Source organism: Pseudomonas sp. LBUM1640 (assembly GCF_059716225.1).
This window is the reverse complement of the sequence record NZ_CP166816.1, coordinates 3,588,027-3,613,581: the sequence shown is the minus strand read 5'-3', so window position 1 is coordinate 3,613,581 and position 25,555 is coordinate 3,588,027. Positions and strand designations below refer to the sequence as shown.

Sequence of the window (25,555 nt, the reverse complement as noted above, 5' to 3'; positions counted from 1 at the left end):
CCCCGAACTATCAGCGATAGTTGTTAAAAAGTTTATAGTTAGTAAATTATAAACTGATCCAATAAAAATTGCGTATTGGCTATAATAGAGATGGTTTTTATTTCACCAATAAATCCTGAGTCGACCAAGGTCTCGTTGTGAATGAAATAGGTATTGGTCTGTGCGAGTGTCTTGCTCCCAAGTGGGGTGCCCGCTGCATTTAAATAATAAATAGTAAACGATGGATTGGGTATGGTTATATTTCCTCCCGCTAACCAAAAACTGATTCTTTGCGACGTTCCATTAATGACCTCAATTTCATAGCGAATAGGATTGGTTCCAAGGGGGTGGCCCCCTAAATAGCAAAGCATCACCTTATTGTAAATGTGAGGTTTAAAGTAGCTGGGCGTGGGGGTGTCAATCGATATATAGTCAGCAGTATCGCGCTTTTGAGTAAGTTTAAATCTCAACAGTCGTGTAGCTATTGGAACGCCTACCGTACCCACCTTTTGCATCGGGGCGTCTTCGAAGTTCTCCACGGCGTAAAGGGCGCCAACCGTCACTTCCTGAACATCCGACTTGGTTGTTTTGCCCCCCACCGTCACCTCGTAACTTAACTTGATAACTTGGCCCGCGCTCTGGGCGAGGGTTTGCGCATCGATGCGGAAGATCACTGTTCCACCGTTTATCCCGCTCTTTAGCCCAAGGGTGACGACGGTGCCATTTGGAGTGGTCGACGTGAGGCGGATTACATCGGCAGTGGTTATGCTCCGGTACGCCACCGTCACATCGGCGCCATTGGCATAGTTCTGCAGGGTGATCGTCTGAGGCCCTGGCTTGTTGTCGAAGGCCGGCGCCGGATACGTCAATACCCGCGTGCCCCCCACCCGCACCGTGCTGCTGCCCGAGCGTCCAAGCAATACCCCTGTTGGGGTTAACAGAACGAACGACATGCGAACAAACCCTTCCTCTTGGAAGTAATCATCAGGCACCGGCGTTTTATCGCCGGCCCTTTGCGTGTGCGCAAACGGCGGCAAGCTCTTGCTCGCGCGTATTGTTGTACCGTCAGGCCTGAACCAGGTCAGCGTCACAACGATCTGGTTGGGTGGGCTGGGGAACCCTACCGTGCGTCGCGGTGTAGCCAGCACGCTGAGAGGGAGATTACTTTGGGTGCCCAGATCAAACACAATGGACTCAATGTCTTTGACATAAAGCAACGGTGGATCAAACAGCAAGGGGTCCGCGTTGCTGTTCAACATGAAGGGCGGCGAAAACTTATCGTTCCCCTCGGGTGTGTTTCCGGCCACGTCTAACACGGTGCAAATAAGCGCTATGGGGCCGGATTGACTGATCTTCTTGAAGACCGTCGGCGGTATGAACACCCGATACGGCCCAGCCCCGCGGGCCTCTGTGGCGCTCAAGCGATGTTTGGTGGGGACACCGTCCAGGTAGACGAAAATTTCGTCGTTCTCACGGGCGTTCAGATATTTATCAACCAGAGCCCACATCCCGCGAGCTGCAGTGTTTTCATCAATATCCGACTCTGCCGAAAAGCCTTCAGCCACCACGCGCAATCCGTCGTGCCCGAAGATGTCCGGCCTACGGTCTATGCCGGCAGGGTGGGTTTTCATGACCAGATACGTCTCGGTCGTCGAACGACTTTTCTGACCGGTCCTGCGCTCCACTTCCCAGTACACATTGACCAAGCCCTCCGGCAGGTCGTTCAGGAGGACTTTCAAGAAGTAACGCGTTGCCTTGGTGGTAATGCTGCCCTTGCTCACCAGTTTGTCATTACAGTACAGGTAGAATTCGTCACCGATGGATTCAGCGAACCAGGCCTCGGAGGAGAACTCGGCATAAGGGTCCGTGGCGCGCAGCCCCAAGGCCCATTTTGCTATTTCAGGGTAGTCGAGTTTATATGGGATCTCGGTTTCATCAAGCGCGATGGCGAAGGTCGCTTTGGGTGCATTCAGGGATATGTCAACGATTGGGCCGGTAGGAGTCGTCATCATCATTGCCTTGCTGGTTTAGGGCGCGCGGGAATGGCGCGACGGGCAAGATGAATGAGGCGCTTGGAGGATTAACCGAATCTACTGTCAGAATTGACAGTGGCGACGAGTGGTCACGCGACACGGATGTCAAAAAAACCTTAACCGAACTCGCCATGGGATAAACATTCGCTGGGTGTAACCCGCCAAAAGGAGCGCCTTACCACACTTGCGGCTGCGTTGAGCGGCGAATGGAAATGTGTACACATGGATGCTTAAAAAGCTTCGAAAGAATCTGCTGTTGAGGGGGGCGGGTCGGGTGCGAGAGTGTCAGTGGCACGTGGCGTATGGGTGTGAAATTGACGTACTGAGCATCCCTGCTCGAAGCAGTAATGGTTAAGATTGAGCGCTTATTGTGCTGCCGGGGGATTGGACGGGTGGCGGTTGCTGGCTGAAGTCATGTGTGCCGATCCCGGTGTTTATCAACCCTGTGTTACTCAGCAAACCCGCAGTTTCATCGGCCGTCCAGGCTTTGAGCGATCGCCTGATCTGGCTCTGGCTGTGTCCGCAGGGCACCCATTTTCGAAAGTCGGCAAGGCCTTTGGCCAAGGTTCCAGAACCGGCATTGCCTAGGCTTCTGACCCCAATTGATGAGAGGCGGAATAAAGACTTACCGGTGTCCACGACGGCACCCGGAAAGTTGAACATCGACACGGCTGCCTTACCCACTTGTGCAAGTTTGAACGCTATCGTAGTGCCTTTTGCGGCTGCCTTGATAGCGCCGCCCACTACGAACAGGGTGCCGAAAACTTCCAGCCCGAGACCGAGCATCCCCATCGCCATACGTTTTGGATCGCCTGAGGCGATTTCCTCAATATTGGACTTGAAGGGAATGAGCGTGTTGATAATAAATGTTTCAGCAATGTCGAATCGCTGCTGAATGCTCTCACTTTTGGTTGTCCCTTTGGCGCTCGTCAGCATCAATGGGCGGTTGATAAACATCCGATTATTCTTGAAGACCTGAATCATTTCATTTGTCCGCTTGGATGAATAGGTGTTCGGTACCTGTGCAGATCCGTCTCGATAGTTTTTATCCGCTGGGAAATGCCCCTTGATATCAATATCCCCCGCCAACGTCGGATGGTGTTTTTTGAGCATGCGCAGCGTATTTTTGTGTCTCTCCAGATCAACTTTTTTCAGGGTGTGCATGCTGGCCAGCAATTCCGGGCGCAAGATATAACTGTTTGTCGCCGGGAGAAACTCATAACACTGGGCGCCCGAGGCATCACTGGCAAATACGATAGGTCCCATTTTTTGTTGGGCCTGCTCTTGGGTGAGGTCTGCGCCCTCGGACTGCTGTAACGCTGAGGCGCCAAATATAAAGACATCGCCAAACTCCAGCCGGGTTCTATCTTCGAGAGGCATTTCGCTCATCATCACTCTGGCTGACGTGAGCTTGAAATTCTCAAGGTGCTCACTCCCGGCATTGAACTTGCCATCGAATACCTCGTTGATAGGCTTTAACTTTGATAGCTGGGGCTTGAGCGACTCAAATTTCAGTCGCTCCTGCAGGCTGGTAAATTTCCATGGCGTGGTACTTACATTTTCTGCAGTCAATACGCCCGACATGTACAGGTCGTAGGGGGAGCTCGCTTCAATTAAGAGTTCCGCCGTCGACACCGGCCGCTTATCAACAACGTAGTGCGATCCGCCCGAGGCCGAACTGGAAAAAGCTAAAACGGCTTTGCCGATTTTATATAACGTTGAGTCTGGCTCAGCATAAATCGTGCTCTTTTTAAAAAAGTCACCGTTCCCCGGGCACACCCTCTCTAGCTCTTGTCTGCCGGCTTCAAGACGGGTGGTATACACTGCGTGGGCGTTTTCAAGATCACTGCTCATGGCCTTGTATTCGTCGATACGTTGGTTGTAGCTTTTGAGTGCTCGTTTGACGGCTGACGGCGAATACGCTTCCTTGGTGGTGACAACCCCCTGCGCAAGGGCCCAATCATAAATGGGGCCAGCGCTCTCCACCGCTTGCAATTGCTGGTGATCACTGGATATAGGGCTCAAGAACGCGCGTGAACTGATCTGTTCTGTACTCATGTCACGCGAACTGCCTTGAGAGGCCAGTTCCACCATTGCGGTTTGAATACGCAAGTTCACCAGCGCCACACTCCCCACCCGTTCTTCGCCAGCGCCCTTGACCAGGAACTCGGGAGCGGCAGTCGCCAATAAGGCATGCGTGACTAATACCGCCTGGTTCATGGGGATCTGTTTCGTTGCGCCGATGTATTGCTCCAGCTCAGCACGCACCTCGGACAGGGTTTTTCCTGTGTTCGATGCTGAATACAGGTTGTAGCCAGCAATATAATTACGTTTCAAGCCCAGCTCTGGATCGATGCAGAGCAGATCACGGGTCAGGATCATCTGTTTGCGGTAGCTTGGGGACGCTTCTTGCGCCGCCGATGACGGATCGTCTTTTAATGCACGCAGAATAGGATCGCAACGCCCCAAGCCTACGCCTTGAGTCAACGACTGGGTAATGAGCTCATCAGCGTTCTCACGTACTTGCTCCAGGGTTTTCCCTGACCACGGCTGCGGCGAACAATCGAGCATCATCAACGTTGGCTCTGCACCCGCGCCAGACACTGAACGGCGTACTCTGTCGCGCTGCTCGGTGCTCAAGTTGTCAGGTGATTGCAGGCCCGTCAGGAACTCCCGCGCGTAGCTGCCTAATGCAGGCCCAGGCGGCACCGGGTTGAGTTTCCAGTTCAACAGGTTCTGCAGCTGCGCAACAGTGACTCTGGCGGGCAACGCGCCCATCCCCGCAAAGCGCAGCAGCTGCTCTGCGCTAGCCTTTGCGCCTGAATTGATGATATTCCCAGTACTTTTCGCTTGTTCGATAGCGTTATCCAAAAGGCGGGACAGTTCTGGCCTGCTTCTAAGGTCCACCGTCACGTCGATCCATTGTGCGAGCGGGCCACGGCTCTTAATATAAAACGCCCCATCGACTAGCCGAGCGGGAGCATTCCAATCAGCTTGGCAGCTTCGCAGGACAGACAGCATGAGGGGGTGGTCCCTCAGGTTCTTCACCAGTTGGGGCTTGGACCTGTTGGCAATCGCGAAGGATGACCCCGGCGTAATGGCCTGAAGAATCGTGCGTAGATCGATTGGCGTATTGCCAAGCTTTCCCTTGATGACGCCGAGCAATGTCTTTATCAGCGCGGCCTCTTGCTCTGAGTCCATGAATTCACGCGATGCCAGCTCCCGAACCTGAGAAGAGCGCAAAGGATCTTGCGCCACACCCACGGAGGGGAAGCCGCTGGCCCTGAGTTGACCGGCCTGCGCATTACTGAGAGGCCAGGTCAGGCCGTAGAACGCCGCGACGTTCTCCGGCCAGAGAACAGCCCGAGAAGCGCCGAGCAGACCTGACTGTTGCGGGTCAAGTATGGCAGCGCTGGCGATGGCTTGGCGGCCTATCGGCCACCAACCAGATCCATCCGATGGGGTAAAGGTTCGCTGGGTGATTTTGCCGTTCACGATCGATTGCGCTGTCAGTGTGCAACCCCGTAGACGAAGCGAGCGAGGCACGAAGTTTTGTGCCTTCATCCAAGCCTGCATTGCAGGCGCTGCCCACGACCGGTTGAAAAGATCCAGCCACTTGCCAACCGATGTTTGTGTGGACAGAGGCCGCCACAATCCGATGTCGTTGTGGACGTCGGCTAAAAACGTGGCCAGTTCATCGTCAGCTTTTTTCTGCAGGTCAACCGACCGCCCCAACTTGACGGACACCTGCGCACTGGGTGGCTCTTTCCTGTTGACGTTGGCTTTGGGCGCGAAAAACCGCCCGCTGTACGAAACTCTTCCTGCATCGGCATTGAGTAAACTCATGAAAAAAGCTCCAGGCTAAAAGGAGCCAGCATTCTGAAAATCCTTTTCCCCGCTCAGAAGCAGATTCGTCCTAATCGCTCAAGTCGGCCCGTACTGAACGCTCAAAAAAAAGCCCCGCGACCGAATGGGGCGCGGGGCTAAAAATTGGCTGGATGCGACCAACCAAAGGAGCTCTTTACATCACTTGCTGCTGGCGACAACCGTGTCCGGCTGCCAGCCGCCACCGAGGGCTTTGTAGATCGCGACAATCCCACGATACAAGTCCACTTCGGCCTGGGCCTGGGAGTCTTCAGCGGCCAAACGTTCACGTTGTGCGTCGAGCAGCACCAGGAAATCCACAGTGCCTTCGCGATAACGGATCGCCGCTAGGTCGGCAGCGGCACGACTCGACTCACTTTGACGGATCAGCGAGACCAGACGCTGCTGGCGTTTGCCGTAATCACTGAAAGCATTTTCCGATTCTTCCAGCGCCAGCAACACTTGTTGCTCATAGGTTGCCAGGGCGCCATCGGCCTCGGCATTCGCCCCACGCAAGCGCGCACGCACGCTGCCCAGGTCAAACGCCGCCCAGGTAATACTCGGGCCCAGGGACCAGGCATTCGCTGCGGCCGAACCGATCTGCGAACCACGCCCGGCGGTAAAGCCGAGGAAACCGCTGAGGCTGACCCGTGGGAACAGATCGGCCTTGGCCACGCCGATACGCGCGGTGGCGGCAGCCAGTTTGCGTTCGGCGCTGAGGATGTCCGGGCGACGTTGCAGCAGTTGCCCCGGGTCGCCAATCGGCAACGCCTTGGCAATCGCCGGCAGGTCTTTGGGGCTCAGGTCCACGGTCAGCTTGTCGGGGCGCTGGCCGAGGAGGGTGGCGATGCGGTTACGCTCGCGCACTTGCTCAGCCTGCAGTTGCGGCACGCTGGCTTCAACGGCGGCCAGGCGCGCATCGGCGCGCTCCACATCGAGCTGATCACCGACGCCGGCATCCCGCAGGCTCACGGTGATGGTGCGCGATTCCTGCTGGTTCTTCAGGTTGTCCAGGGCGATGCGTTCACGCAACTGAGCGCCGCGCAGTTGACCATAAGCGTCCACCAGTTCAGCAATCATGGTGACTTGCAGTTGGTACAGGTCGGCTTCGGCGACCTGTTGGTCAGCGTCGCTGGCTTCCAGGTTGCGGCGAATGCGCCCGAACAAATCCACTTCCCAGGCCATGTCCAGGCCCAGGTCGTAACGCTCGCTGTTGACGCGCTTGGTGGTCTGGCCAGGGATCTGGCCTTTGCCCACGTCGCTGCTGGCACGGCTGGTCACCACCGGCATGATGTCGTTTGCCGCGTCATCGCGAATGGCACGGGCCGCTCGCAAACGAGCAAAGGCTACGCGCAGGTCACGGTTACCGTTCAACGACTGGGTTACCAGTTGGTCGAGGGTCGGGTCGTCGAACTGCTGCCACCAAATGCCTTCGTACTTGGCATGGTCATAACTCTTGGTGTCGGCGGCGGCTGTGATATTGGCCGCCTCCAATTTCTCGGTTTTGTAGTCCGGGCCCACGGCACAGGCGCTCAGCGCCAATACCAGCAAGCTCGGCAGAAAGACTTTCACACTCATTGCTGTGTCTCCAGCTTCAAGGCCTTGGCCGCTTTGCGCGCTTCGCCGCGCTCCACATAGCGACGGATCAGTACGTAGAACACTGGCGTCAGCAACAGACCGAAGAAGGTCACGCCGATCATCCCGGAGAACACCGCCACGCCCATGGCATGCCGCATCTCGGCACCGGCGCCGCTGGACAACACCAGTGGCACCACGCCCATGATGAAGGCGAACGAGGTCATCAGGATCGGCCGCAGACGCAGGCGGCAGGCTTCCAGTACCGCGGCAAGCGGGTCGAGGCCTTCCTGCTGTTTATCCTTGGCGAACTCGACGATCAGAATCGCGTTTTTACACGCCAGGCCCACCAGTACGATCAAGCCAATCTGGGTGAAGATGTTGTTGTCGCCGCCCGAGATGATCACCCCGGTAATGGCCGACAGCAGCGTCATCGGTACGATCAGGATCACCGCCAGTGGCAGGCTCCAGCTTTCGTATTGGGCGGCCAGTACCAGGAACGCCAGCAGTACGCAGAGCGGGAACACGAACAGCGCGGTGTTGCCCGAGAGGATTTGCTGATAAGTCAGGTCGGTCCACTCGTAGGTCATGCCGTTGGGCAGTTCCTCTTTCAACAGTTTTTCAATCGCCGCCTGAGCCTGGCCGGAGCTGTAGCCCGGTGCGGCGTTGCCGTTGATTTCCGCAGTGATAAAGCCGTTGTAGTGCATCACGCGGTCGGGGCCCGAGGTGTCGCTGACCTTGATAAAGGTCGCCAGCGGGATCATCTCGCCTTTGTTGTTACGCACTTTCAGCTGGCCGATCTGGTCTTCATCCTGGCGGAACTGTTGCTCAGCCTGCACGTTGACCTGGTAAGTACGGCCGAAGCGGTTGAAGTCGTTGGCATACAGCGAGCCCAGGTAGATCTGCAGGGTGTCGAAGATGTCGCTGACGGCCACGCCGTGGGTCTTGGCCTTTTCACGGTCGATGGCAGCATCGACTTGCGGCACGTTGACCGTGTAGCTGGTAAACAGGCCGAACAATTCAGGCGTGGTGCGGCTCTTGGTGATGATGTTCTGCACTTCTTTGTACAGCTCGTCATACCCCAGGTTGCCACGGTCTTCGATCTGCAGGCGGAACCCGCCAATTGTCCCAAGGCCCTGTACTGGCGGCGGTGGGAAGATCGCCATGTAGGCTTCTTCGATGCTGCTGTATTTGCCGTTCAACGCACCGGCAATCGCCCCGGCGGACATGCTTGGGTCTTTGCGCTCGTCGAACGGTTTCAAGGTCACGAACACGATGCCGCTGTTCGGGCTGTTGGTGAAACCGTTGATCGACAGGCCCGGGAACGCTACCGCGCTTTCCACGCCCGGTTGCTTGAGCGCGATGTCGGACATGCGCTTGATCACGTCTTCGGTGCGGTCCAGGCTCGCGGCGTCCGGCAGTTGCGCAAAGGCCACCAGGTACTGCTTGTCCTGGGCCGGTACGAAGCCGGTCGGCGTGTGGGCAAAGCCCAGCCAGGTCAGGACCATCAGCCCGGCGTACAGGAACAGGGCGATACCACTGCCGCGAATCACCCGGCGTACGGTGCCGACATAACCATGGCTGGCTTTTTCGAAGAAGCGGTTGAACGGACGGAACAACCAGCCACCCAACAGCTTGTCGAGCACCTTGGAGAAGCGATCCTTCGGCGCGTCATGGCTTCGCAGCAACACGGCGGCCAGGGCAGGGGACAAGGTCAGCGAGTTGAAGGCCGAGATCACCGTGGAAATCGCGATGGTCAAGGCAAACTGCTTATAGAACTGCCCGGTCAAGCCACTGATAAACGCCGCTGGAATGAACACCGCACACAGCACCAACGCGGTGGCGATGATCGGGCCGGTCACCTCGCTCATGGCCTTTTCAGTGGCCGGGAACGGTTCCAATCCCAACTCAATGTTCCGTTCGACGTTCTCCACCACCACGATGGCGTCGTCCACCACGATACCGATGGCCAGTACCAAACCGAACAGCGACAAGGCGTTAAGTGAGAAGCCAAACAGGTGCATCACCGCAAACGTACCGATCAACGATACCGGCACCGCCACCAACGGAATGATCGAGGCGCGCCAGGTTTGCAGGAACAGGATCACCACCAGCACCACGAGGATCAGGGCTTCGAACAGGGTGTGAACCACCGCTTCGATAGAGCCACGTACGAAGATAGTCGGGTCATAGACGATGCTGTAGTCCATGCCTTGCGGGAAGCTCTTTTTCAGCTCCTCCATCTTGCCGCGTACTTCGTTGGAAATCTCGATGGCGTTGGAGCCTGGGCGCTGGAAGATCGGAATCGCCACGGCCGGCTGGTTGTTGAGCAACGAGCGCAGGGCGTATTGGCTGGAACCCAGCTCAACCCGTGCGATGTCCTTCAGGCGCGTGATTTCACCATTGTCGCCTGCGCGAATAATGATGTTCTCGAACTCTTCTTCAGTGACCAGACGGCCCTGCGTGTTCACCGACAACTGGAAGCTGGTGGCAGTCGGTGCAGGTTGCGCACCCAAGGCACCGGCGGCCACTTGACGGTTCTGCTCACGGATTGCGTTGACCACATCGGTCGCGGTCAAGTTGCGCGAAGCGGTCTTGTTCGGGTCCAGCCATACACGCAGGGAGTAGTCGCCCATGCCGAACAGTTGCACGTCACCCACACCGCCCAGCCTGGCCAGCTCATCCTTCACGTTGAGCAAGGCGTAGTTGGACAGGTAAAGCATGTCGTAACGCTGATCCGGGGAGGTCAAGTGCACCACCATGGTCAGGTCGGGGGAGGCCTTGTCCACGGTGATACCGATGCGGGTCACTTCCTCAGGCAGTTTCGGCTGAGTGCGCGTCACACGGTTTTGCACTTGCACCTGCGCGTTGTCCAGGTCAGTGCCCAGGGCGAAGGTGATGGTCAGGGTCAGCTTGCCGTCGGCGGTCGACTGCGAGGACATGTACAGCATGTTCTCGACGCCGGTGATGGCTTGCTCGAGCGGCGCTGCCACGGTTTCACCGATGACTTTAGGGTTGGCGCCCGGGAAGTTGGCGCGTACCACTACCGTCGGTGGCACCACTTCCGGGTATTCGCTGATCGGCAGTTGGAACAGCGAGATCGCACCGGCGATCAGGATCAACAGCGACAGCACCGCTGCGAAGATCGGCCGCGAAATGAAGAACTTGGAAAAATTCATCTTGAGTTGTATCCCTTAACCGCGTGGAGTCGCGACGCTGGCAACTTTTGGCGCAGCTTTATCCGGCGCCACTTGTTCCAGGTTGCTGGCTTCAAGCGCTTGTCGTTGTTGTGCCAAGGCGGCGAGGGTTTCCTTGCTGGCCATCGGGATGGTTTCCGGCGCAACCGGCGACCCCGGGCGAATGCGCTGCAGGCCCTTCACGACGATGGTGTCTTCCTTGTTCAAACCGCTGCGCACGATGCGCAAGCCTTCAATCTTTGGCCCAAGCTCCACCGAGCGATAGGCCGGCTTGTCGCCGTCCATCACCAGCACGAACTTCTTGCCAAGGTCAGTGCCGACGGCTTCGTCGTTGATCAGCACGGCGGAGTAGGTGCCGCTGCCGACCAGCTTCAAGCGCGCATACAGGCCAGGCGTGTATTCACCCTTGCTGTTATCGAACACCGCGCGACCCCGGATGGTGCCGGTGGCCGGGTTGACCTGGTTGTCGACGAAGTTCATCTGGCCCAGGTGCGGGTTGCCGGTTTCGTTGGACAGGCCCAGGTACACCGGGGTGGTCGCGCCACGACGGCCTTCGCGCGCCAGTTGGGTGTACTTGAGGTACACGCGCTCGTCAGCGTCGAAATAGGCGTAAACCTTGTCGGTGGACACCACGCTGGTCAGCGCGGTGACGTCGGCGGTCACCAGGTTGCCGGCGGTGATTTCGGCACGGCTGACGCGGCCACTGATCGGCGAGGTCACGCGGGTGAAACTCAGGTTCAGCTTGGCCAGGTCCAACTGCGCCTGAATCCCGGCGACGGCGGCGCGGGCTTCCTGGGCGGCGGTGGTGCGCGAGTCGGCCAGTTCGGCGGAAATTGCATTGCTCTGACGCAGGCGGTCGCCACGTTGCGCTTCGTTATCGCTGCGGGTGGCGGCGGCTTTGGTTTGGGCCAGCTGGGCTTCGAGGCGGCGTACTTCAGCCTGGAACGGACGCGGGTCGATCTGGAACAGTAAATCGCCTTTCTTTACCAAGGCGCCTTCGGTGAAGGCCACTTGGTCGATCTGGCCAGACACGCGTGGGCGAATCTGCACGGTTTCCGGGGCTTCCAGGCGACCGGTGAATTCATCCCACTCGTTGACCGGTTGTTCGAGCACCTTGGCCACACTGATTTTCGCAGGGGGCATGGCGGCCGCTTGTTCCGGGCTCTTGCCGCACGCGCTCATCACCACCACGGCCAAAATCGCCAGGGGGAAGCGCAAATGTTTGAGTGACTGTTCCATGAGGTGCATCCGCCAATGTATTTGAGATGGGCGGATCATGCGCGGCGATGTGCTATGTCACGAATCGAATGAAACAAAGGTAACTATCATTCGGAATGATATAAGCGCCAGATTAGCCCTCTAGCATGCGGCTTTCGTTAGGAAGCTATCAATGGGAGTGATGACAAAAGACTGTTGCGCGGGCTGCAAGGAACACCCGCGCTATTTTTTAGTCCAGCAGGCGGCTGACTTCGCGCAAGCGCACGTCGTTGAGGTTGCCCGTGGATGCCAGCAGGTTCAGTTGCGCCAACAGGATCGCATAACGCTGCTGCGCCAAACGCTGCTGAGTATCGGTGACTTTCTGCTGGGCATCCAACACATCGGTATTAATGCGTGACCCCGCTTCAAAGCCATGCGTCACGGACGCAAGGTTAACCTGGCTGGATTTGAGCGCCTGCTTGAGCGCCTGGTATTGGCTCATGCCGCTGGTGACTTGCAGGTACGCCTGGCGTGCCATCAGCCCGGCGCTGCGGCGTGCGTCTTCGAGCTCATCCAGGGCCTTGCTCTGCAGCGCGTGGGCTTCGCGCACACGGCTGCTGGTGCGGCCACCGCCATACAACGGCACGCTCAATTTGACCCCGACCACGGTCTGGTTATAGCGGTTTTCCGGCAAGGTGACGTCGTACACCTCACCGCCCACCGAGGCAAAGCGGCCGTGGGCGGCGATCAAGTCGAGGGTCGGCAAGTGGCCGGCCTGTTCCTTGTCGATGTCCATTTCGGCCAGGCGCTGGGCGATCTGCGCGCGCTGCACGGCAAGGTTGCCTTGCTGCGCGGTGTTCGCCCAATCGCCGATGGCGGCGGGCACCGGGGCGCTGAACTGCGGCTCCTTGCCCGACCATGGGCGCGCCTGGGCGGCGGTCAATTGGGTGAGGGTTTCGGTGGCGATATCCAGCGCGCCGCGTGCGGCAATCTGTTCGGCGAAGGCCTGGTCGTATTTGGCCTGCACCTGTTCAAGCGCGTTGGCGGTGGTGGCGCCGTCGGCCAGCAAGCGCCGGCTGCGGTCCTGGCTCTCCAGCAGCGTTTGCAGTTGTTGCGTACGGGTATTCAACAGTTCCTGGTTGAGCAACACATCAAAATAGGCGCGGGCCACACGCAGCATCAGGTCCTGGCGCGCCTGTTCGGTCTGCACCTCGCTGGCGCTGATCAGCAGTTTGCTTTGGTCGTGGGCGATCACATTCTGCCAGCGCAGCAGCGGTTGGGTGAGCACCACGGCGTAGGCATTGGTGTTGTTGCGGTTGCGGTGGTAATCCGACGAGTCCTCGGCGTCCACCCAGGCGGCGCCGCCGGTGACGGACAGGTCCGGCAGCAGGTTGGCGCGGCTTTGCGGTTCTTTTTCCGCCGTGGCCAACTGCTGGGCCTGGGCGGCGGCGAACTTCATGTCGTGGCTCAGTGCTTTTTGATACAGCTGGTACAAGTCTTCTGCCGACGCGTGTGCCGGGCAGCAGGCAAGGGCGAGCCCGCACAGGGAGGTGAGCAGGGTGAGGTGTTTTAGATGCAGCCCTGGAATACGCAAGGGTAGGTGCTCCACAAAAAAATTATCGGCTGAGGGTGCTTCTGCGCATCATCAGCACCATGGGAATGCCGATGGCCATGACGGCGCCCAACGTGCCGAACAGCATGCTGAAGGCCAGCATTTGCGCTTGTTCACGCGCTTGCAGGTAAGGCATCAAGGCCAAGGCTTGTTGATGGCTGGCAAGGCCCAGGGAAAGGAACAACGGGTTGGATTCCAAGCCGCCCCAGCCATTGGCGATCAGGCTGGACTCGGTCACGTGTTCGGAGAGCAGGCGATAGCGCTCCCACGAGAACCGCGTGAGCAACGTGGCGGCGATGGCGATGCCGACGCTGCCGCCGAGCTGGCGCATCAGGTTCAGCACGCCCGAGGCGCCGGAGATCAACGTCAACGGCAGCCGACGCATGGCCAGGTTGGTCAGCGGCACGAAGATCATGCCCAGGCCCAGGCCGCGAATCACCAGCGGCCAATACAGCGTGTCCGGGTTGCTGTCGAGGGTGAACTGGGTGTGCAGGAACATCGCGTAGCAGTACATGACGATGCCCAAGGTCACGAACACGCGTTCGTCGATCTTGTTTTCCTGGGACAGCTTGCCGATCACCAAGGTGCTGATGGCGCTGGCCACTGCGCCGGGGAAAATCACCAGCCCGCTCTGGTACGCGCTTTGCGCCAACAATGTCTGCAAGAACAACGGCACCATAAATAACGTGCTGTACAGCCCGAAGCCCACGCAAAACGCGCAGATACAGCCCATCAAAAACTCGCGGTTCTGAAACAACGCGACGTTGACGATCGGGTTGGCCACGCGTCGTTCCCACCAGAAAAACCCCACCAGGCTGAAGCTGCTGAGCAACAGGCAGGCCACTGTCCAGTTGGATTCCATCCAGTCCCAATGCTCGCCACGCTCCAGCAGGATCTGCAGGCTGCCAACCCCCAGGGCCAGCAGGCAGAAGCCGCTGTAATCGACACTGCTGGGTTTTTGCTCATTGGCCGAATCGCCGATGCACAACCAGCACAGCAACAGCGCCACGGCACCGATGGGCACGTTGATCAAGAAGATCCAGTGCCACGACAAGGTATCGATCAGGTAACCCCCGACGGTCGGGCCCAGGGTCGGCCCCATCATCACGCCGACACCGTACAGCGCCATGCCGCTGCTGACCTTTTCCTTGGGGAACACGTCGTAAATGATCGCCTGGGAAATCCCCAGCAACCCACCACCCGCCAAGCCTTGCAGCACGCGGAAAGCCACCAGTTGCCACAGCTCGGCGGAAAACGCGCAGCCCACTGACGCCAGCACAAACACGGCGGTGGAGACCAAGTAGTACCGGCGCCGCCCAAACCAGGCGGACAGCCAGCCGCTGACCGGCAGGATCACCACGTTGGCCACCACGTAGCCGGTGGAGACCCACGAGATTTCATCGACCGACGCCCCGTAGGTGCCCATCAGGCTGGGAATGGCCACGTTGACGATGGTGACATCGAGCAACTCCATCATCGAGACCAGCGTCACCGTGAACGCAATCAGGTACGGCGACTTCATAGCGTCTGGCTGCCGGTGTGTTGCGTGGCGACTTCGACGAAGGCGCTCATGCCGGGGCTCAGCAAGGCCTTGTAGTCATCCGGCACGTCGGTGAGGGCAATCCGCACCTGAACGCGCTGCACCACCTTGGTGAAGTTGCCCGTGGCATTCTCCTGCGGCAACAGCGAGAACTTCGCCCCGGTGGCCGGTGCCAGGCTTTCGACCACACCGTCAAAGGCGTGGCCGGGAAACGCATCCACGGTGACCTTGGCGTGCTGGCCGACACGCACGCGGCCGACTTGGGTTTCCTTGAAGTTGGCGGTGATCCACAGCGGGTCGGTGGCGATCAGGCTCAAGAGCTTCTGGCCGGCAACCACGAACTGGCCGGGTTCCACCTCTTTTTTCGACACGATGCTGCGCACCGGTGCGGTTTGGCGGGCGTCGTGCAGCTTGATCCTGGCCTGCTCCAGCTCGGCTTGCGCCGCCGCGATGCGGTAGTCCTGCACCTTGAGTTCGGCTTTGTTGGCCAAGGTGCTTTGCGCCGCGGCCTGGGCATTGCTGCGCGCGGCTTCCTGGGCGTGGCTCAGCGCGTCGAAACGCGCCTTGGCCAGTTCCAGGTCCTGGGTGCTCAATACGCCCTGGGCACCCAGGCGACGGGCACGCTGGTAGTCATTGCGCGCCTGCTCAAGGTTGGCGCTTGACTGTGCCAAGGCTGCCTGCGCGGCCTGGCGCATGGCGACGGCGCCGAGGATCTGGCTGTCCAGCGCACCCGGGCTGCCGCTGCGCCCGGCGGCGGCGAGCAGGGCTTGCCATTGCGCTTCACGCTGCTCTACCTGGTATTGGTATTCGCTGTCGCGTATCTGAAACAGCAGGTCACCGCTTTCCACGGTGACGTTATCCATCACCGGCACGCTCATCACCACGCCTGACAGCTTGGCCCGCACCGGAATAATCACCCCATCGAGCTCCGCGTTGTCGGTGCTGACGTAGGCGCTGGAATACTGCCAGCGCTGCCAGCCGAGCAGCAGCAAACCCCCGACCACGACAGTGCACAGTGTGAGTTTGATTAGCTTGCCTTTGGTCATGTCTTGCTCCCTGTGTTCATGCGCGGCTCAGAAACTGTGTGCAACCCGGCGCACGGGGCGTTGCGTGGTGTGTTGCGCTTTCTCCTGGAGGAAGTGGTGCACGCCGTCCCACAGGTCGATCCGTGAATTGATCGCGGTCTTGGCGCTGTCGATCATGTGTTGGTGTTGCTCGGGCGTGGTGACGATTTCAGCGATGATGCGTTTGGCCGCCGGGCCGTGGTCGTCGCCGTCCATCTCAATGTGGCGCTTGAGGTAATACGTGAGCATCGGCACCTCGTGCTCACTCACCGACCACTGCGTCAGCAGGCGCCCGAACATGTCGGGGATGATGTCTTCGCGGCCAAAGAAGAAGTACGCCAACACCGCTTCGGTAGAGCCGTGTTGCGCGACATCGAGGGTCTGGCACATGAACACTTTCGCCGCCAACGGAATGTCGCGGTCGTTGAGCGCCTTGGCCAGCGGCACCTTGGCTTGGATCGCGGCAAGGAAACGGCGGAACACCGAACTGTCGGCACCGATTTCGTCCATGGCCGTGAGGTACAGGTCCAGGTGGCTGATAAAACCGCCGCCTGGGTGTTCGTCGGTTTCTTCACCCACCACGATTTCATTGATCAAACGCGCAGCGGTAATGTGCATCGGCGGCACCCACGGCAACTCCACGCAGGTGAGGTCGCGCTGGATGCGCTTGAGCAAGGTCATAAAGTCCCACACGGCGAACACGTGGAACTCCATCAAGCTGCGCACGTCTTCAACGGTACGGATGTTGGCAAACAGCGGGTGGCCGAATAATTGCGCGCGTTCGGCTTCAATGTGGCTATCAATATCAAACGGCATACATGCTCCTGCAGCCTGAGGTTCAGGCGGGAAATCCATGGGGAATTGTGGTTGTGTGTTTAGTCGTTCACCGTGTCTGCACGGTAAGGGTGGCGGCGGGTGGCGTACTTGAAGGACGCGACGAAGTTTTTTTCCAGCAGGTGCTGGCGGTCGGCGTACCAGCCCGCGTCGAGCAGTTGCCGGTGCACCTTGGGCAGGCGCCAGCACGGCACGGCGGGGTAAAAATGATGCTCCAGGTGAAAGTTCGCGCCGGCATGCATCCAGGTACACAGGCGCGCCGTGCGCGAACGCGCGGGCGGCTGTTCATCGTCGGTGCTGAAGGCATGTTCCTGATAGGCATTGAAGGCCGACACCAGAAACGCCACTGCCAAGCTCAGGCAAAACCCCAGCAGCAGCCCGTCGATCTGCCACAAGGCAACCGCGTACACACCGAGCCAGCCCACCTGACAGGCGATATTGCAGCGCGCCAAGCGTTGCACCTGCGCCGCGCTCAAGGGCAGCGGCGAAGGGTTGCTCAGCGGGCCGAACGCCAGGCGCAAGGTGGCCTGCAGGTAGTTCGAGGTCGCTAGTAAGCGCGACAGCGCGATGCGGCTCAGCAAGGTGCGATAGCGCGAGAAGTGCCGGTAGTCCGGGTCGTTTGCGCTGTTGCTGAAACGGTGGTGTTGCCAGTGGTCGACGAAGTAACCGGTCACGCAGAACCCCGGCAGCATCGAACTGGTGAAGATGCCCAGGTAACAGCTGTGCATCGGGTTACGGCTCAGGTTGAAGTGAAAGCCTTCATGCCCAAGGATCGCTTGCAAAAACATCCCGTACCCGGCCATCACCCACAGTGGCGAGCACAGCACCACCACCCACAGGCTGGGCGCCGTGTTCACCACCCACACAAACAGCGCGAGCGGCAGCAGGTAGAGGCACAAGGCGTAACCGATGATCAACAAGGACTCGCCCGTGTGCGCTTTGAACAAGGCGCGGTCGAGACGGACCTGGGGCTTGGCGTACAGTTGTCTGGCCATTGGCGAGGCGTTACTCGATCAGTTCAGGTTTGAGTGCCAAGTGCCCGCCGCGTGTCAGCGTGCGCAGGCGCAAGGCGATAAAGGCGTCGACCACACTCGGCGCAATGCGCGCGGTGTACATGGCCAGGGTGCCCATGAAGGTCAACCCACGGTTACGCAGGCCGTTTTTCCGGCAGGCACGCACCAGCCCGTCAGAAGCGGCATCGAGTGTTTCTTCCAGGGACAGCAAGGTCTTGTCACCCCGCATGAAAGTCACCAGCCGCTTGACCGACAGGCCTACCCGCTGGGCCGGCAAATGAATCGCGGTGTCGATGAACCCCGGGTACACCGTGACCACATCGAGCTGCCCGCGATACTGCATGCGCAGCACGTCGGAATAAGCACTCAGCGCGCGTTTGCTGGCGGCATACGCGGCCACATACGGCGCATTCACCAAGGCAAACAGCGACGACACGTTGACCACCTTGCCGCGCTTGCGCAGCAGCCCCGGCAGGAACCCGGCCACCAGTTGCCACGGCGCGAACAGGTTCACATCCACCGCGCGGGTGACTTCGTCAGTCACGCCGGTTTCGCCACGCTCCAGGGTCAGGGTGCCGGCGTTATTGACCAGCATGTCGATGTCACCGAAGTCAGTGCTGATGGCCGCAATCACATCAGCCAGCGCCCTGCGGTCACTCAGGTCGACTTGATAAAACCCGTCGAGCAAGCCAAGTTCCTGCGGCGCCAGGATGTCCAGGCCGATCACTGTGGCGCCTTGCTGCTTGAGCTTGCGGGCGGCGGCGTGGCCCAGGCCCCGTGCAGAGCCGGTGATGACGATGATTTTTCCGAGCAGGTTCATGGGTGCGCTCCGGCGATGCTGAAGGATGAATGGGACAAGTAGGTGTCGAGGTTGGTCGCCATCGAGATCTTCGCTGGCGGGTGAAACTGCAGGCCCCGGCAGGCCATCAACCAACTGGAGCTTTGGTTACCGGTGATAAAGGCCATGCCACCGAGCATGGCGTGGGCCTGGTCCGACAGCTGGGTCAGCAGTTGTTCGATGCCGTAGCGCACCAGCAGCAGCCGTGCGAGCACGGTGTGCAGGTCGTGCGGGTTGCGTTCGATGTCCAGCGTTGCGCCTTCCAGGGCGGTGATCGCCAATTGCAGGTTGGCCGCCAGGTCCACACGGTGATGGGCGGTCCAGCGTGCAGCGTCGGTCACGGTTTCAATCAGGCCGGCGCAGGCACCCACGTAGGACGCGCAAATCAACAGCTCGAACCAGATGAAGCCCACGGTTTGCACGTCGCCCAACAGGTGCTTGTAGCCGGCGGAAAACACCATGCGTTGCGGCACGAACACTTCGTTGAGGCGCACTTCGATGCTTTCGGCGGCGGCCAACGCGCTGTTTTGCCAGAACGGTGCCCGGCTGATGCCCGGCGCATTCGCGGGAACCAATGCGACCATCAATTCTTCGCCTTCCACGCCTTGACGGGTGTAGCTGGCGGTGAGCAAGTCCATTGACTGGCCGAGGCAGCATGGCTTTTTACTGCCACTGAGCAACACGCCTTCCGGGGTGTGTACGGCCTGCATGTTCGAGTCGAGGATGCCGGCGCCCGAATTGCCCTCGGCGAACCCCGAGGACAGCAGCAAGCGGTTTTGTGCAACGGCGGCCAGCAACAGGCCTTCGGCGCCGCCGCCGTTTTGGGTGAGTGCCAACAGGCTCGCCACGGAGAATTGGTGCATGGTGCTGGCCACGGCCAGCGAGGGCGAGCGCGCACCCAGGGCGATCTGCACATGCACCGCATCGAGGATGCCCGCGCCCAGCCCACCGCCTGCGCGGTTGACCAGCAGCCCGACCGGGCCGTGTTGTTTGAACAGGGCGACGACTTCGCTCTGCGGTGCTTCACGTTCAGCGAACGCAATGTCCGCCAGGCGCGCGTCAAAACCTGGGGCGTAGGTGTGGAGTACCGCGCGTGAGCGGTTCAACAGGGACAGGGTCATGGCTCAGGCCTTCAAGTAGCTTGCCGGAAACAACCCGGTGATGATCGAGTGAATGTTTTCGCGGATGGCTGTTTTGGCCACGGGGTCGAGCATGTCGGCGAGCATTGGCAGGCCCAGGTCAAAGCGTGAAGCGAAAGTGATGATTGCGTCCTTGCCGTCCGGCAGTACTTGCCAGGTGCCGGAAAAGTGATCGACATCGCCGGCCAATTGCTCGAAGTGGATTTCGCGGGTTTGGGCGTTGAACGTGTCGCGCTCCTGCCATTTGAGAATGCCGCTGTGGAAGTTGACTTCCCACGAGGTGAACGACACCTGGTCGCTGACCTTGTTGATGGTGATATTGCGCACCGAATCGCACAGCGTTTCGTATTGGCTGAAGTCGCTGATCAAGGCGAAGACTTCATCAGCGCAGGCGTGGGGGATGTGCGCCTGGACATTGACTTCTTGCATGGGGTAACTCCAAAGATCAAAGGGGAGAGAGGGAGGTGGTGAGCGCCTGGGCGAAACCCTCGATCAACCAGTTGCAGTCCTGGGCGCTGAGCAGCGGCGACGGCGTCAGCCGCACGACCCGGTGATCATTGAGTGAATGGCACACAATGATGTGCTGCTCGATCAGGGCCATGACCATGTTCGCGGCGATTGAGGCGTCGCTGAATTCAAAGCCCAGCAGCAAGCCCGCGCTGCGCAATGTCACGCGCTTGGCCAGGCCCATTTGCTGCAGCAATGCGCTGAAACGCGCGTGCAGGTCCTGGCCCATCAGCCGGGCACGCTGCACCAGGTCTTCTTGCTCCATCACTTGCAAGGTGGCCTGCACGGCCGCCATGGCCAGCGGGTTGGCGCCGAAGGTCGAGGTGTGCACCGTGGGGTTGCGGTTGAACGGCGCATAGATCGCCGCGCTGGCGACCATGGCGCTGACGGGGACGCAACCACCGGACAGGCTCTTGCCGACCAGCATGATGTCGGGCACCACCTGTTCCTGGTCACACGCCCACCAATGCCCGGTACGGCCCAGCCCGGATTGGATTTCATCGATGATCAGCAGTGCGCCGTACTGGTCACACAAGGCGCGCACACGCGTCAGGTAACCGGGAGGTGGAAGGATGACGCCGGCTTCGGCCTGGATCGGTTCGAGAATCACGCAGGCCTTTTCCGGCGACGCCAGCAGTTGCTGTTCCAGCGCGGCACTGTCGCCGAAGGGCACGAACGCGCTCTCACTGAGCAGACCACTGAACGGCTCGCGGTAGCTTTCGCGGCCGGTGACAGCCAGCGCGCCGAGGGTTTTGCCGTGGAAACCGCCGAGGGTCGACAGCGTGCGACGGCAGCCGTTGAGCCGGGCGAGTTTCAAGCCGGCTTCGGTGGCTTCGGCACCCGAGTTGCAAAAGAACACATAGTCCAGGTTGCCGGGGCAGCGTGCCGCCAGGGCGTGCGCGGCCAAGGCCTGTTGCGGGTTGAGCAACAATTTGCTGGCCAGCGCGTTCTGCTGCAGTTGCCGGGTCACGGCCTCCACCACGACCGGGTGGCCGTGACCGAGGAAGAACACGCCATAGCCGCCGGCATCCAGGTACTGGCGCCCTTGGCTGTCATAGATATAGACGCCGTGGCTGGACTGCTCGATGGGCAGGTTCATCAGCGAGGCCAGGCGTGCATAACCCAAATTCACATGTTGGCGGAAATACTGGTCAATCTGCTCGGCGTCGGCGGTGGGTTCGATAAGGCGCTGGTTCATGCCACGGATGCCTCTGCGAAGGGCGGAACCGGCTGCTTGAGCATCCGCGTCAAGGCACCCAGCTTGGGCGCCAGGTGATTGAGCGACAGCAGCAACTCGCGGCTGACATCGCGTGCGCTGAACGCCGCTTCGCCAAGCAACTCGGGCAAGGAAGTGGGCAGCGGCGTGCGCAGGCAGGCATAGCGACACAGTTGATTGGCACGGCCCAGTGCGGCCTGGATATTGCCGGTCAGCGCCGGCAGAAACACCGGGCGGATCAACCGTTCATAAATGTCCGGCGCCATGCAACGTGGCCGCGTGAACGCTTGCGCCTGGGCTTGCATGGATTGGCACATCAAATCCAGCAGGCCAGTAAGATCCAACGCCTGCGGGCCGCTGGTGAGGAAGTAGTCCTTGCCGATCAAACGCTGGTGCAATGCATTGGCAATCGCACGTGCCGCGACGTCGCGGGCGATCAGGTCGATATAGCCGGCGGGCGGGCAGGGCACGATAGGCAGTACGCCGGACATCATCAGGCCCATGGTCATGTGAAAACCCTGGAAGTTGGGCATATGCCCGGTGCCTGAATCGCCGATGATGATGGACGGGCGAAAGATCGACACGTCAATGTCGGCCGAGCGCACCAGGGTTTCGGCCTGGCGCTTGGCGACTTCGTACGGGGTTTGTGCCTGCACGCCTTCGTAGTAGTCGCACGGGTGGGTGAAGGCGGTGCTGATGTGGTAGAGCGGCACCTTGGCCTGCTGGACAAAGCTCACGACGTTTTCGGTGCCGAGGTAATTCACCGAGAAAATCTGGTCGACATCGCCATCCATGCGGGTGACGGCCGCGGCGTGAATCACCCAGTCGACGCGTTTGAGCAGGGCTTCATAATCGGCGGCGTCCAACCCCAGTCGAGGGCGGCAGATGTCGCCCTTGAGCACTTCCACCTGAGGGTGGCGGATGCGACTTTTGCGCGCCAGGCAGACCAGGTGAAAGTCCTGCGCCAGGCAGTCGATCAATGACTCACCGAGCACGCCTGAGCCTCCCGTGAGAAGGACGGTTAATTTTTGCTGTTCTGACATGTAGGACGCTTCCTGCGGACTCATCGAAAGAATGACTGTTACGCTCCGCCAAACCGCAGGCACGGGTGCCCCTGGCGAACACTCTTGTATTCACTTTCGGTGGCGCTGACGTGCTTTGTGGGAAGGCAATCAGCGCTTAACGTTTTCGCGAATAAGAGGCGATCGATATTGGCGTTTTGATATCACTGCGTCTTGAACGAAACGCTTGTCTTGCGCAAAACCTTGGCAGCGGTGCGGGGCGTCATGCCAATCATGCGGCGCATCATGCGGGCTAGGTGCGCCTGGTCGGAAAAGCCACCCTCTGCAGCGGCGTCCGACAAGGTAGAGCCGCCCGCCAGGGACTTGGAGGCGCGCTCAAGTTTGTTCCAGATGATCCATTGCGACAGCGAAACGCCCATCTGGTGAGTGGCGACGCAGCGCAAGCGCGGGCTGGACAGGCCGACCGCGTTGGCCGCACGGCTTACGCAGCCGGGGCCGTCGCGGTCCAGGCGCAGAATGTTCAAGGCCTTATAGAGGCGCTGATCGATGGGCGGCGTGATCGCCAGCAACCGTGCGAGCGCCTCGACAAACTGCGGCAGGGACGTGGTGCGGCGAAAACACTCCAGCAGTTCGTCACTGGCCAGAGCGATGCCGTTGTCATGCAACAAGGCTTTGAGGGCGCGGCCCAGTGGAGTGTCCGGGCTGATGTAGACAAAGGCCACTGGATGCTTGTCGGCCACCGCACGGTGCTCGACGTTGGGGCCGATGATCACCCCGGCCGCGCGGATCAGCTGGCCGGGCAACTGCAGCTTGACGGGCTGGTGCACGCCGATGCACAGCTGAATGGCGACATGGGAGTGGGCAGTATTTTGATCCGCGCGCCCAATGTAGCCGGCCCATGAATCACCAAAGGTAACGCTGCCATCCCACATGTAAGGTCTTCCTGACGCTAAGGGTGAGTTTTTCGGTGTGCAGGGTAGGCTTGCACAGGTCTGGATTCAAGCACCGAGCATGCATTGACCGCTGCTGAATGTAATTAACTAATTGATATCTATAAAGATAGTTAAATGAGGTGGAAATTCTTATGTATGAGTAGAGATACAAAGCCGTACATTTAATTGACGCCATCAAAACGCCACCCTAAGATCGCAAAAAATAATGGCACAACGCCATGCAGAGGGATCTGGAAATGTGGCGTTTTATGCGTCGGACCAGGCTTGGCCTGTTGTCCGTTCTTCTCAGCCTGGGCACTGTCGGACTCGCGCACGCCGCCCCCCCGCAGAACACCCCCGGCATCACCGATCTGATTCGCGACCGCCAGGACCGCCTGCTCGAAGAGCAGCAAAAGCGCCTTGAAGACCTCAAGGACCTGCCCGGCAAGTCCGCTGCCCCTGCGGCACCGACCACGCCCGCTGACACCCGTTGCTTCCCGATCAAAACCGTCGAGCTTGCCGGCGCCGACGCGTTGTCCGAAGGCGAGCGCGCTGAGTTGATCAAGCCCTACATCGGCCAATGCCTGGGCGTGCCGCAGCTCAACGCGGTGCTCAAGGTGATCACCGACCGCTACCTCGCAAAAGGGCTGGTGACCAGCCGCGCTTATCTGCCACAACAGGACCTTTCCAGCGGCAACCTCAAGATCCAAGTGGTCGAAGGCAAACTCGAAAGTTTGCAAGGCGCCGAAGGCAGCGGCATCACCGACCGCCAGTTGGCGATGAGCTTCCCCGGCAAGACCGGCGAGTTGCTCAACCTGCGCGAGATCGAGCAGATGGTCGACCAGCTCAACCGCCTGCCATCGAACCAGGCGCAGATGGAGTTGGCGCCGGGCAAGGCCGTGGGCGGCAGTGATGTGCTGGTTAAAAACACCCCGCAAAAGCCTTGGCGTGTCGGCTTGTCACGGCACAACGGCGGCCAGCGCAGCACCGGCGAGCAGCAGTGGGGCGCGAGCCTGGATTGGGATAACCCGCTGGGTTTGGCCGATCAGCTTTCATTGCGCGGCGGCCATGATGCAGTCAGCGATCACCAGAAAACTTCGCGCAACTCGATGCTCAATTACAGCCTGCCGTTCGGCTGGTGGAACCTCACCTACACCTACAGCGAAAGTGAATACCGCTCCCAGGCCCAGGCGAATAATTTCAAGTTCAAGCAGACCGGCGACAGCCAGAACCACCAGTTGCGCCTGGAGCGCGTGATCCATCGCGACGCGCTGAGCAAAACCTCGCTGAGCACCGGCGTGGCCTACCTGCGCACCAATAACTTCATCGAAGACAGCAAGCTGGCGCTGAGCAGCAACCGCCTCAGCGAAGCCCAATTCGGCATCAACCACGGCCGGCGCATCGGCAGCGCATTCCTCAACATCGACCTGGGCATGCAAAACGGCATCGGCGCATTCGACGCCCAAGCCAATCACGACCCAAAACCCGGCCAGGCCGATGCGCGCTACCGCAAATACACCGCCACGGTGAGCTACTTGTACCCGTTCAAGGTGTGGGGCGAGTCGCTGAGTTTCAGCAGCCTGATGACCGGCCAGCACAGCGAAGACGTGCTGTTCAGCCCGCAGCGCATGAGCTTGGGCGGGCAGTCATCGATTCGCGGCTACAAGGACCAGATGCTCTCCGGCGACAGCGGCGGCTACTGGCGCAACGACCTGCGCTGGAGCCGTCCGGTGACCTGGGCCTGGCTGCAGCCGGTGTTCGGCGAATACGGCACCAGCCTCGGTTACGACCAGGGCGTGATCAGCCGTGACCGCTACAACGCCGAGCAGCATGGGCGCATGAGCAGCAACTCGGTGGAGCTGTTTGCGCGCGGCCAGAATGTCGCCGCCACGGTGACCTTTGCCCACTCTTTGGAACGACCCGGTGCGATCACGGAACGTGAAGCGCCGATTTACTTCCGTATGGATTTTTTCCTTTAAATTTTTTAACGCCC

Annotated in this window: 17 protein-coding genes; 1 reads left to right on the top strand and 16 read right to left on the bottom strand. The window is 59.8% G+C overall.

All coding sequences use genetic code 11. The annotated features are described in order from the left end of the window. Positions 1-38: 38 nt before the first annotated feature. The 16 genes from ACA065_RS16155 to ACA065_RS16080 all read right to left on the bottom strand — a co-directional run bounded on the left by ACA065_RS16155 (position 39) and on the right by ACA065_RS16080 (position 23,562). Entirely contained in the window at positions 39-1,988 is a 1,950-nt protein-coding gene (locus tag ACA065_RS16155; protein ID WP_497690536.1) for a hypothetical protein, read from the bottom strand. Positions 1,989-2,363: 375 nt separating this feature from the next. Then, on the bottom strand, positions 2,364-5,858 hold the full coding sequence (locus ACA065_RS16150) for a hypothetical protein (RefSeq protein ID WP_497690535.1): 3,495 nt from the start codon (positions 5,856-5,858) through the stop codon (positions 2,364-2,366). A gap of 180 nt (positions 5,859-6,038) precedes the next feature. After that, complete coding sequence (locus ACA065_RS16145) at positions 6,039-7,454, bottom strand: efflux transporter outer membrane subunit (protein WP_200624663.1); 1,416 nt, start codon at positions 7,452-7,454, stop codon at positions 6,039-6,041. Beyond that, positions 7,451-10,630, bottom strand: coding sequence for an efflux RND transporter permease subunit (locus tag ACA065_RS16140; RefSeq protein ID WP_497690534.1), 3,180 nt, complete (start codon positions 10,628-10,630; stop codon positions 7,451-7,453). The genes ACA065_RS16145 and ACA065_RS16140 overlap by 4 nt, the downstream gene beginning before the upstream one ends. A gap of 15 nt (positions 10,631-10,645) precedes the next feature. Then, entirely contained in the window at positions 10,646-11,887 is a 1,242-nt protein-coding gene (mexE, locus tag ACA065_RS16135; RefSeq protein WP_497690533.1) for a multidrug efflux RND transporter periplasmic adaptor subunit MexE, read from the bottom strand. A gap of 208 nt (positions 11,888-12,095) precedes the next feature. Beyond that, the gene (locus ACA065_RS16130) at positions 12,096-13,439 is read right to left on the bottom strand and encodes a TolC family outer membrane protein (protein WP_497690532.1); all 1,344 of its coding nucleotides are present in this window, start codon (positions 13,437-13,439) and stop codon (positions 12,096-12,098) included. A 22-nt stretch (positions 13,440-13,461) separates the two neighbouring features. Then, positions 13,462-14,979, bottom strand: coding sequence for a DHA2 family efflux MFS transporter permease subunit (locus tag ACA065_RS16125; RefSeq protein WP_497690531.1), 1,518 nt, complete (start codon positions 14,977-14,979; stop codon positions 13,462-13,464). Continuing rightward, complete coding sequence (locus ACA065_RS16120) at positions 14,976-16,043, bottom strand: HlyD family secretion protein (RefSeq protein ID WP_497690530.1); 1,068 nt, start codon at positions 16,041-16,043, stop codon at positions 14,976-14,978. Before ACA065_RS16120 ends, ACA065_RS16125 begins: the two co-directional genes overlap by 4 nt. A 27-nt stretch (positions 16,044-16,070) precedes the next feature. Then, positions 16,071-16,877, bottom strand: coding sequence for a DUF3050 domain-containing protein (locus ACA065_RS16115; RefSeq protein WP_497690529.1), 807 nt, complete (start codon positions 16,875-16,877; stop codon positions 16,071-16,073). Between the two features lie 59 nt (positions 16,878-16,936). Then, positions 16,937-17,890, bottom strand: a complete 954-nt coding sequence (locus ACA065_RS16110; protein WP_497690528.1) for a fatty acid desaturase family protein — start codon at positions 17,888-17,890, stop codon at positions 16,937-16,939. A 10-nt stretch (positions 17,891-17,900) separates the two neighbouring features. Next, positions 17,901-18,728, bottom strand: a complete 828-nt coding sequence (locus ACA065_RS16105; protein ID WP_497690527.1) for an SDR family NAD(P)-dependent oxidoreductase — start codon at positions 18,726-18,728, stop codon at positions 17,901-17,903. Next, on the bottom strand, positions 18,725-19,867 hold the full coding sequence (locus ACA065_RS16100; RefSeq protein ID WP_497690526.1) for an acyl-CoA dehydrogenase family protein: 1,143 nt from the start codon (positions 19,865-19,867) through the stop codon (positions 18,725-18,727). Before ACA065_RS16100 ends, ACA065_RS16105 begins: the two co-directional genes overlap by 4 nt. Positions 19,868-19,870: 3 nt before the next feature. After that, positions 19,871-20,314 (bottom strand): type II toxin-antitoxin system RatA family toxin, encoded by a 444-nt coding sequence (locus ACA065_RS16095; protein ID WP_497690525.1) that lies wholly within the window; start codon positions 20,312-20,314, stop codon positions 19,871-19,873. 16 nt (positions 20,315-20,330) lie between these two features. After that, entirely contained in the window at positions 20,331-21,590 is a 1,260-nt protein-coding gene (locus ACA065_RS16090; RefSeq protein ID WP_497690524.1) for an aspartate aminotransferase family protein, read from the bottom strand. Next, positions 21,587-22,651 carry an SDR family oxidoreductase gene (locus ACA065_RS16085; protein WP_497690523.1) on the bottom strand — a complete coding sequence of 355 codons (1,065 nt, stop codon included), beginning with the start codon at positions 22,649-22,651 and terminating at the stop codon, positions 21,587-21,589. Before ACA065_RS16085 ends, ACA065_RS16090 begins: the two co-directional genes overlap by 4 nt. A gap of 182 nt (positions 22,652-22,833) precedes the next feature. Continuing rightward, positions 22,834-23,562, bottom strand: a complete 729-nt coding sequence (locus tag ACA065_RS16080; RefSeq protein WP_497690522.1) for a helix-turn-helix domain-containing protein — start codon at positions 23,560-23,562, stop codon at positions 22,834-22,836. 257 nt (positions 23,563-23,819) lie between these two features. Here ACA065_RS16080 and ACA065_RS16075 point away from each other — a divergent pair, with 257 nt between their 5' ends. Next, positions 23,820-25,541, top strand: coding sequence for a ShlB/FhaC/HecB family hemolysin secretion/activation protein (locus ACA065_RS16075; protein WP_497690521.1), 1,722 nt, complete (start codon positions 23,820-23,822; stop codon positions 25,539-25,541). Positions 25,542-25,555: the final 14 nt, after the last annotated feature.

Excerpts from the sequence above, each read along its gene's own strand:
- ACA065_RS16155 (WP_497690536.1), bottom strand. The coding sequence starts at position 1,988 with ATGACGACTCCTACCGGCCCAATCGTTGACATATCCCTGAATGCACCC.
- ACA065_RS16150 (WP_497690535.1), bottom strand. The coding sequence starts at position 5,858 with ATGAGTTTACTCAATGCCGATGCAGGAAGAGTTTCGTACAGCGGGCGG.
- ACA065_RS16145 (WP_200624663.1), bottom strand. The coding sequence starts at position 7,454 with ATGAGTGTGAAAGTCTTTCTGCCGAGCTTGCTGGTATTGGCGCTGAGC.
- ACA065_RS16140 (WP_497690534.1), bottom strand. The coding sequence starts at position 10,630 with ATGAATTTTTCCAAGTTCTTCATTTCGCGGCCGATCTTCGCAGCGGTG.
- mexE (WP_497690533.1), bottom strand. The coding sequence starts at position 11,887 with ATGGAACAGTCACTCAAACATTTGCGCTTCCCCCTGGCGATTTTGGCC.
- ACA065_RS16125 (WP_497690531.1), bottom strand. The coding sequence starts at position 14,979 with ATGAAGTCGCCGTACCTGATTGCGTTCACGGTGACGCTGGTCTCGATG.
- ACA065_RS16120 (WP_497690530.1), bottom strand. The coding sequence starts at position 16,043 with ATGACCAAAGGCAAGCTAATCAAACTCACACTGTGCACTGTCGTGGTC.
- ACA065_RS16115 (WP_497690529.1), bottom strand. The coding sequence starts at position 16,877 with ATGCCGTTTGATATTGATAGCCACATTGAAGCCGAACGCGCGCAATTA.
- ACA065_RS16110 (WP_497690528.1), bottom strand. The coding sequence starts at position 17,890 with ATGGCCAGACAACTGTACGCCAAGCCCCAGGTCCGTCTCGACCGCGCC.
- ACA065_RS16105 (WP_497690527.1), bottom strand. The coding sequence starts at position 18,728 with ATGAACCTGCTCGGAAAAATCATCGTCATCACCGGCTCTGCACGGGGC.
- ACA065_RS16100 (WP_497690526.1), bottom strand. The coding sequence starts at position 19,867 with ATGACCCTGTCCCTGTTGAACCGCTCACGCGCGGTACTCCACACCTAC.
- ACA065_RS16095 (WP_497690525.1), bottom strand. The coding sequence starts at position 20,314 with ATGCAAGAAGTCAATGTCCAGGCGCACATCCCCCACGCCTGCGCTGAT.
- ACA065_RS16090 (WP_497690524.1), bottom strand. The coding sequence starts at position 21,590 with ATGAACCAGCGCCTTATCGAACCCACCGCCGACGCCGAGCAGATTGAC.
- ACA065_RS16085 (WP_497690523.1), bottom strand. The coding sequence starts at position 22,651 with ATGTCAGAACAGCAAAAATTAACCGTCCTTCTCACGGGAGGCTCAGGC.
- ACA065_RS16080 (WP_497690522.1), bottom strand. The coding sequence starts at position 23,562 with ATGTGGGATGGCAGCGTTACCTTTGGTGATTCATGGGCCGGCTACATT.
- ACA065_RS16075 (WP_497690521.1), top strand. The coding sequence starts at position 23,820 with ATGTGGCGTTTTATGCGTCGGACCAGGCTTGGCCTGTTGTCCGTTCTT.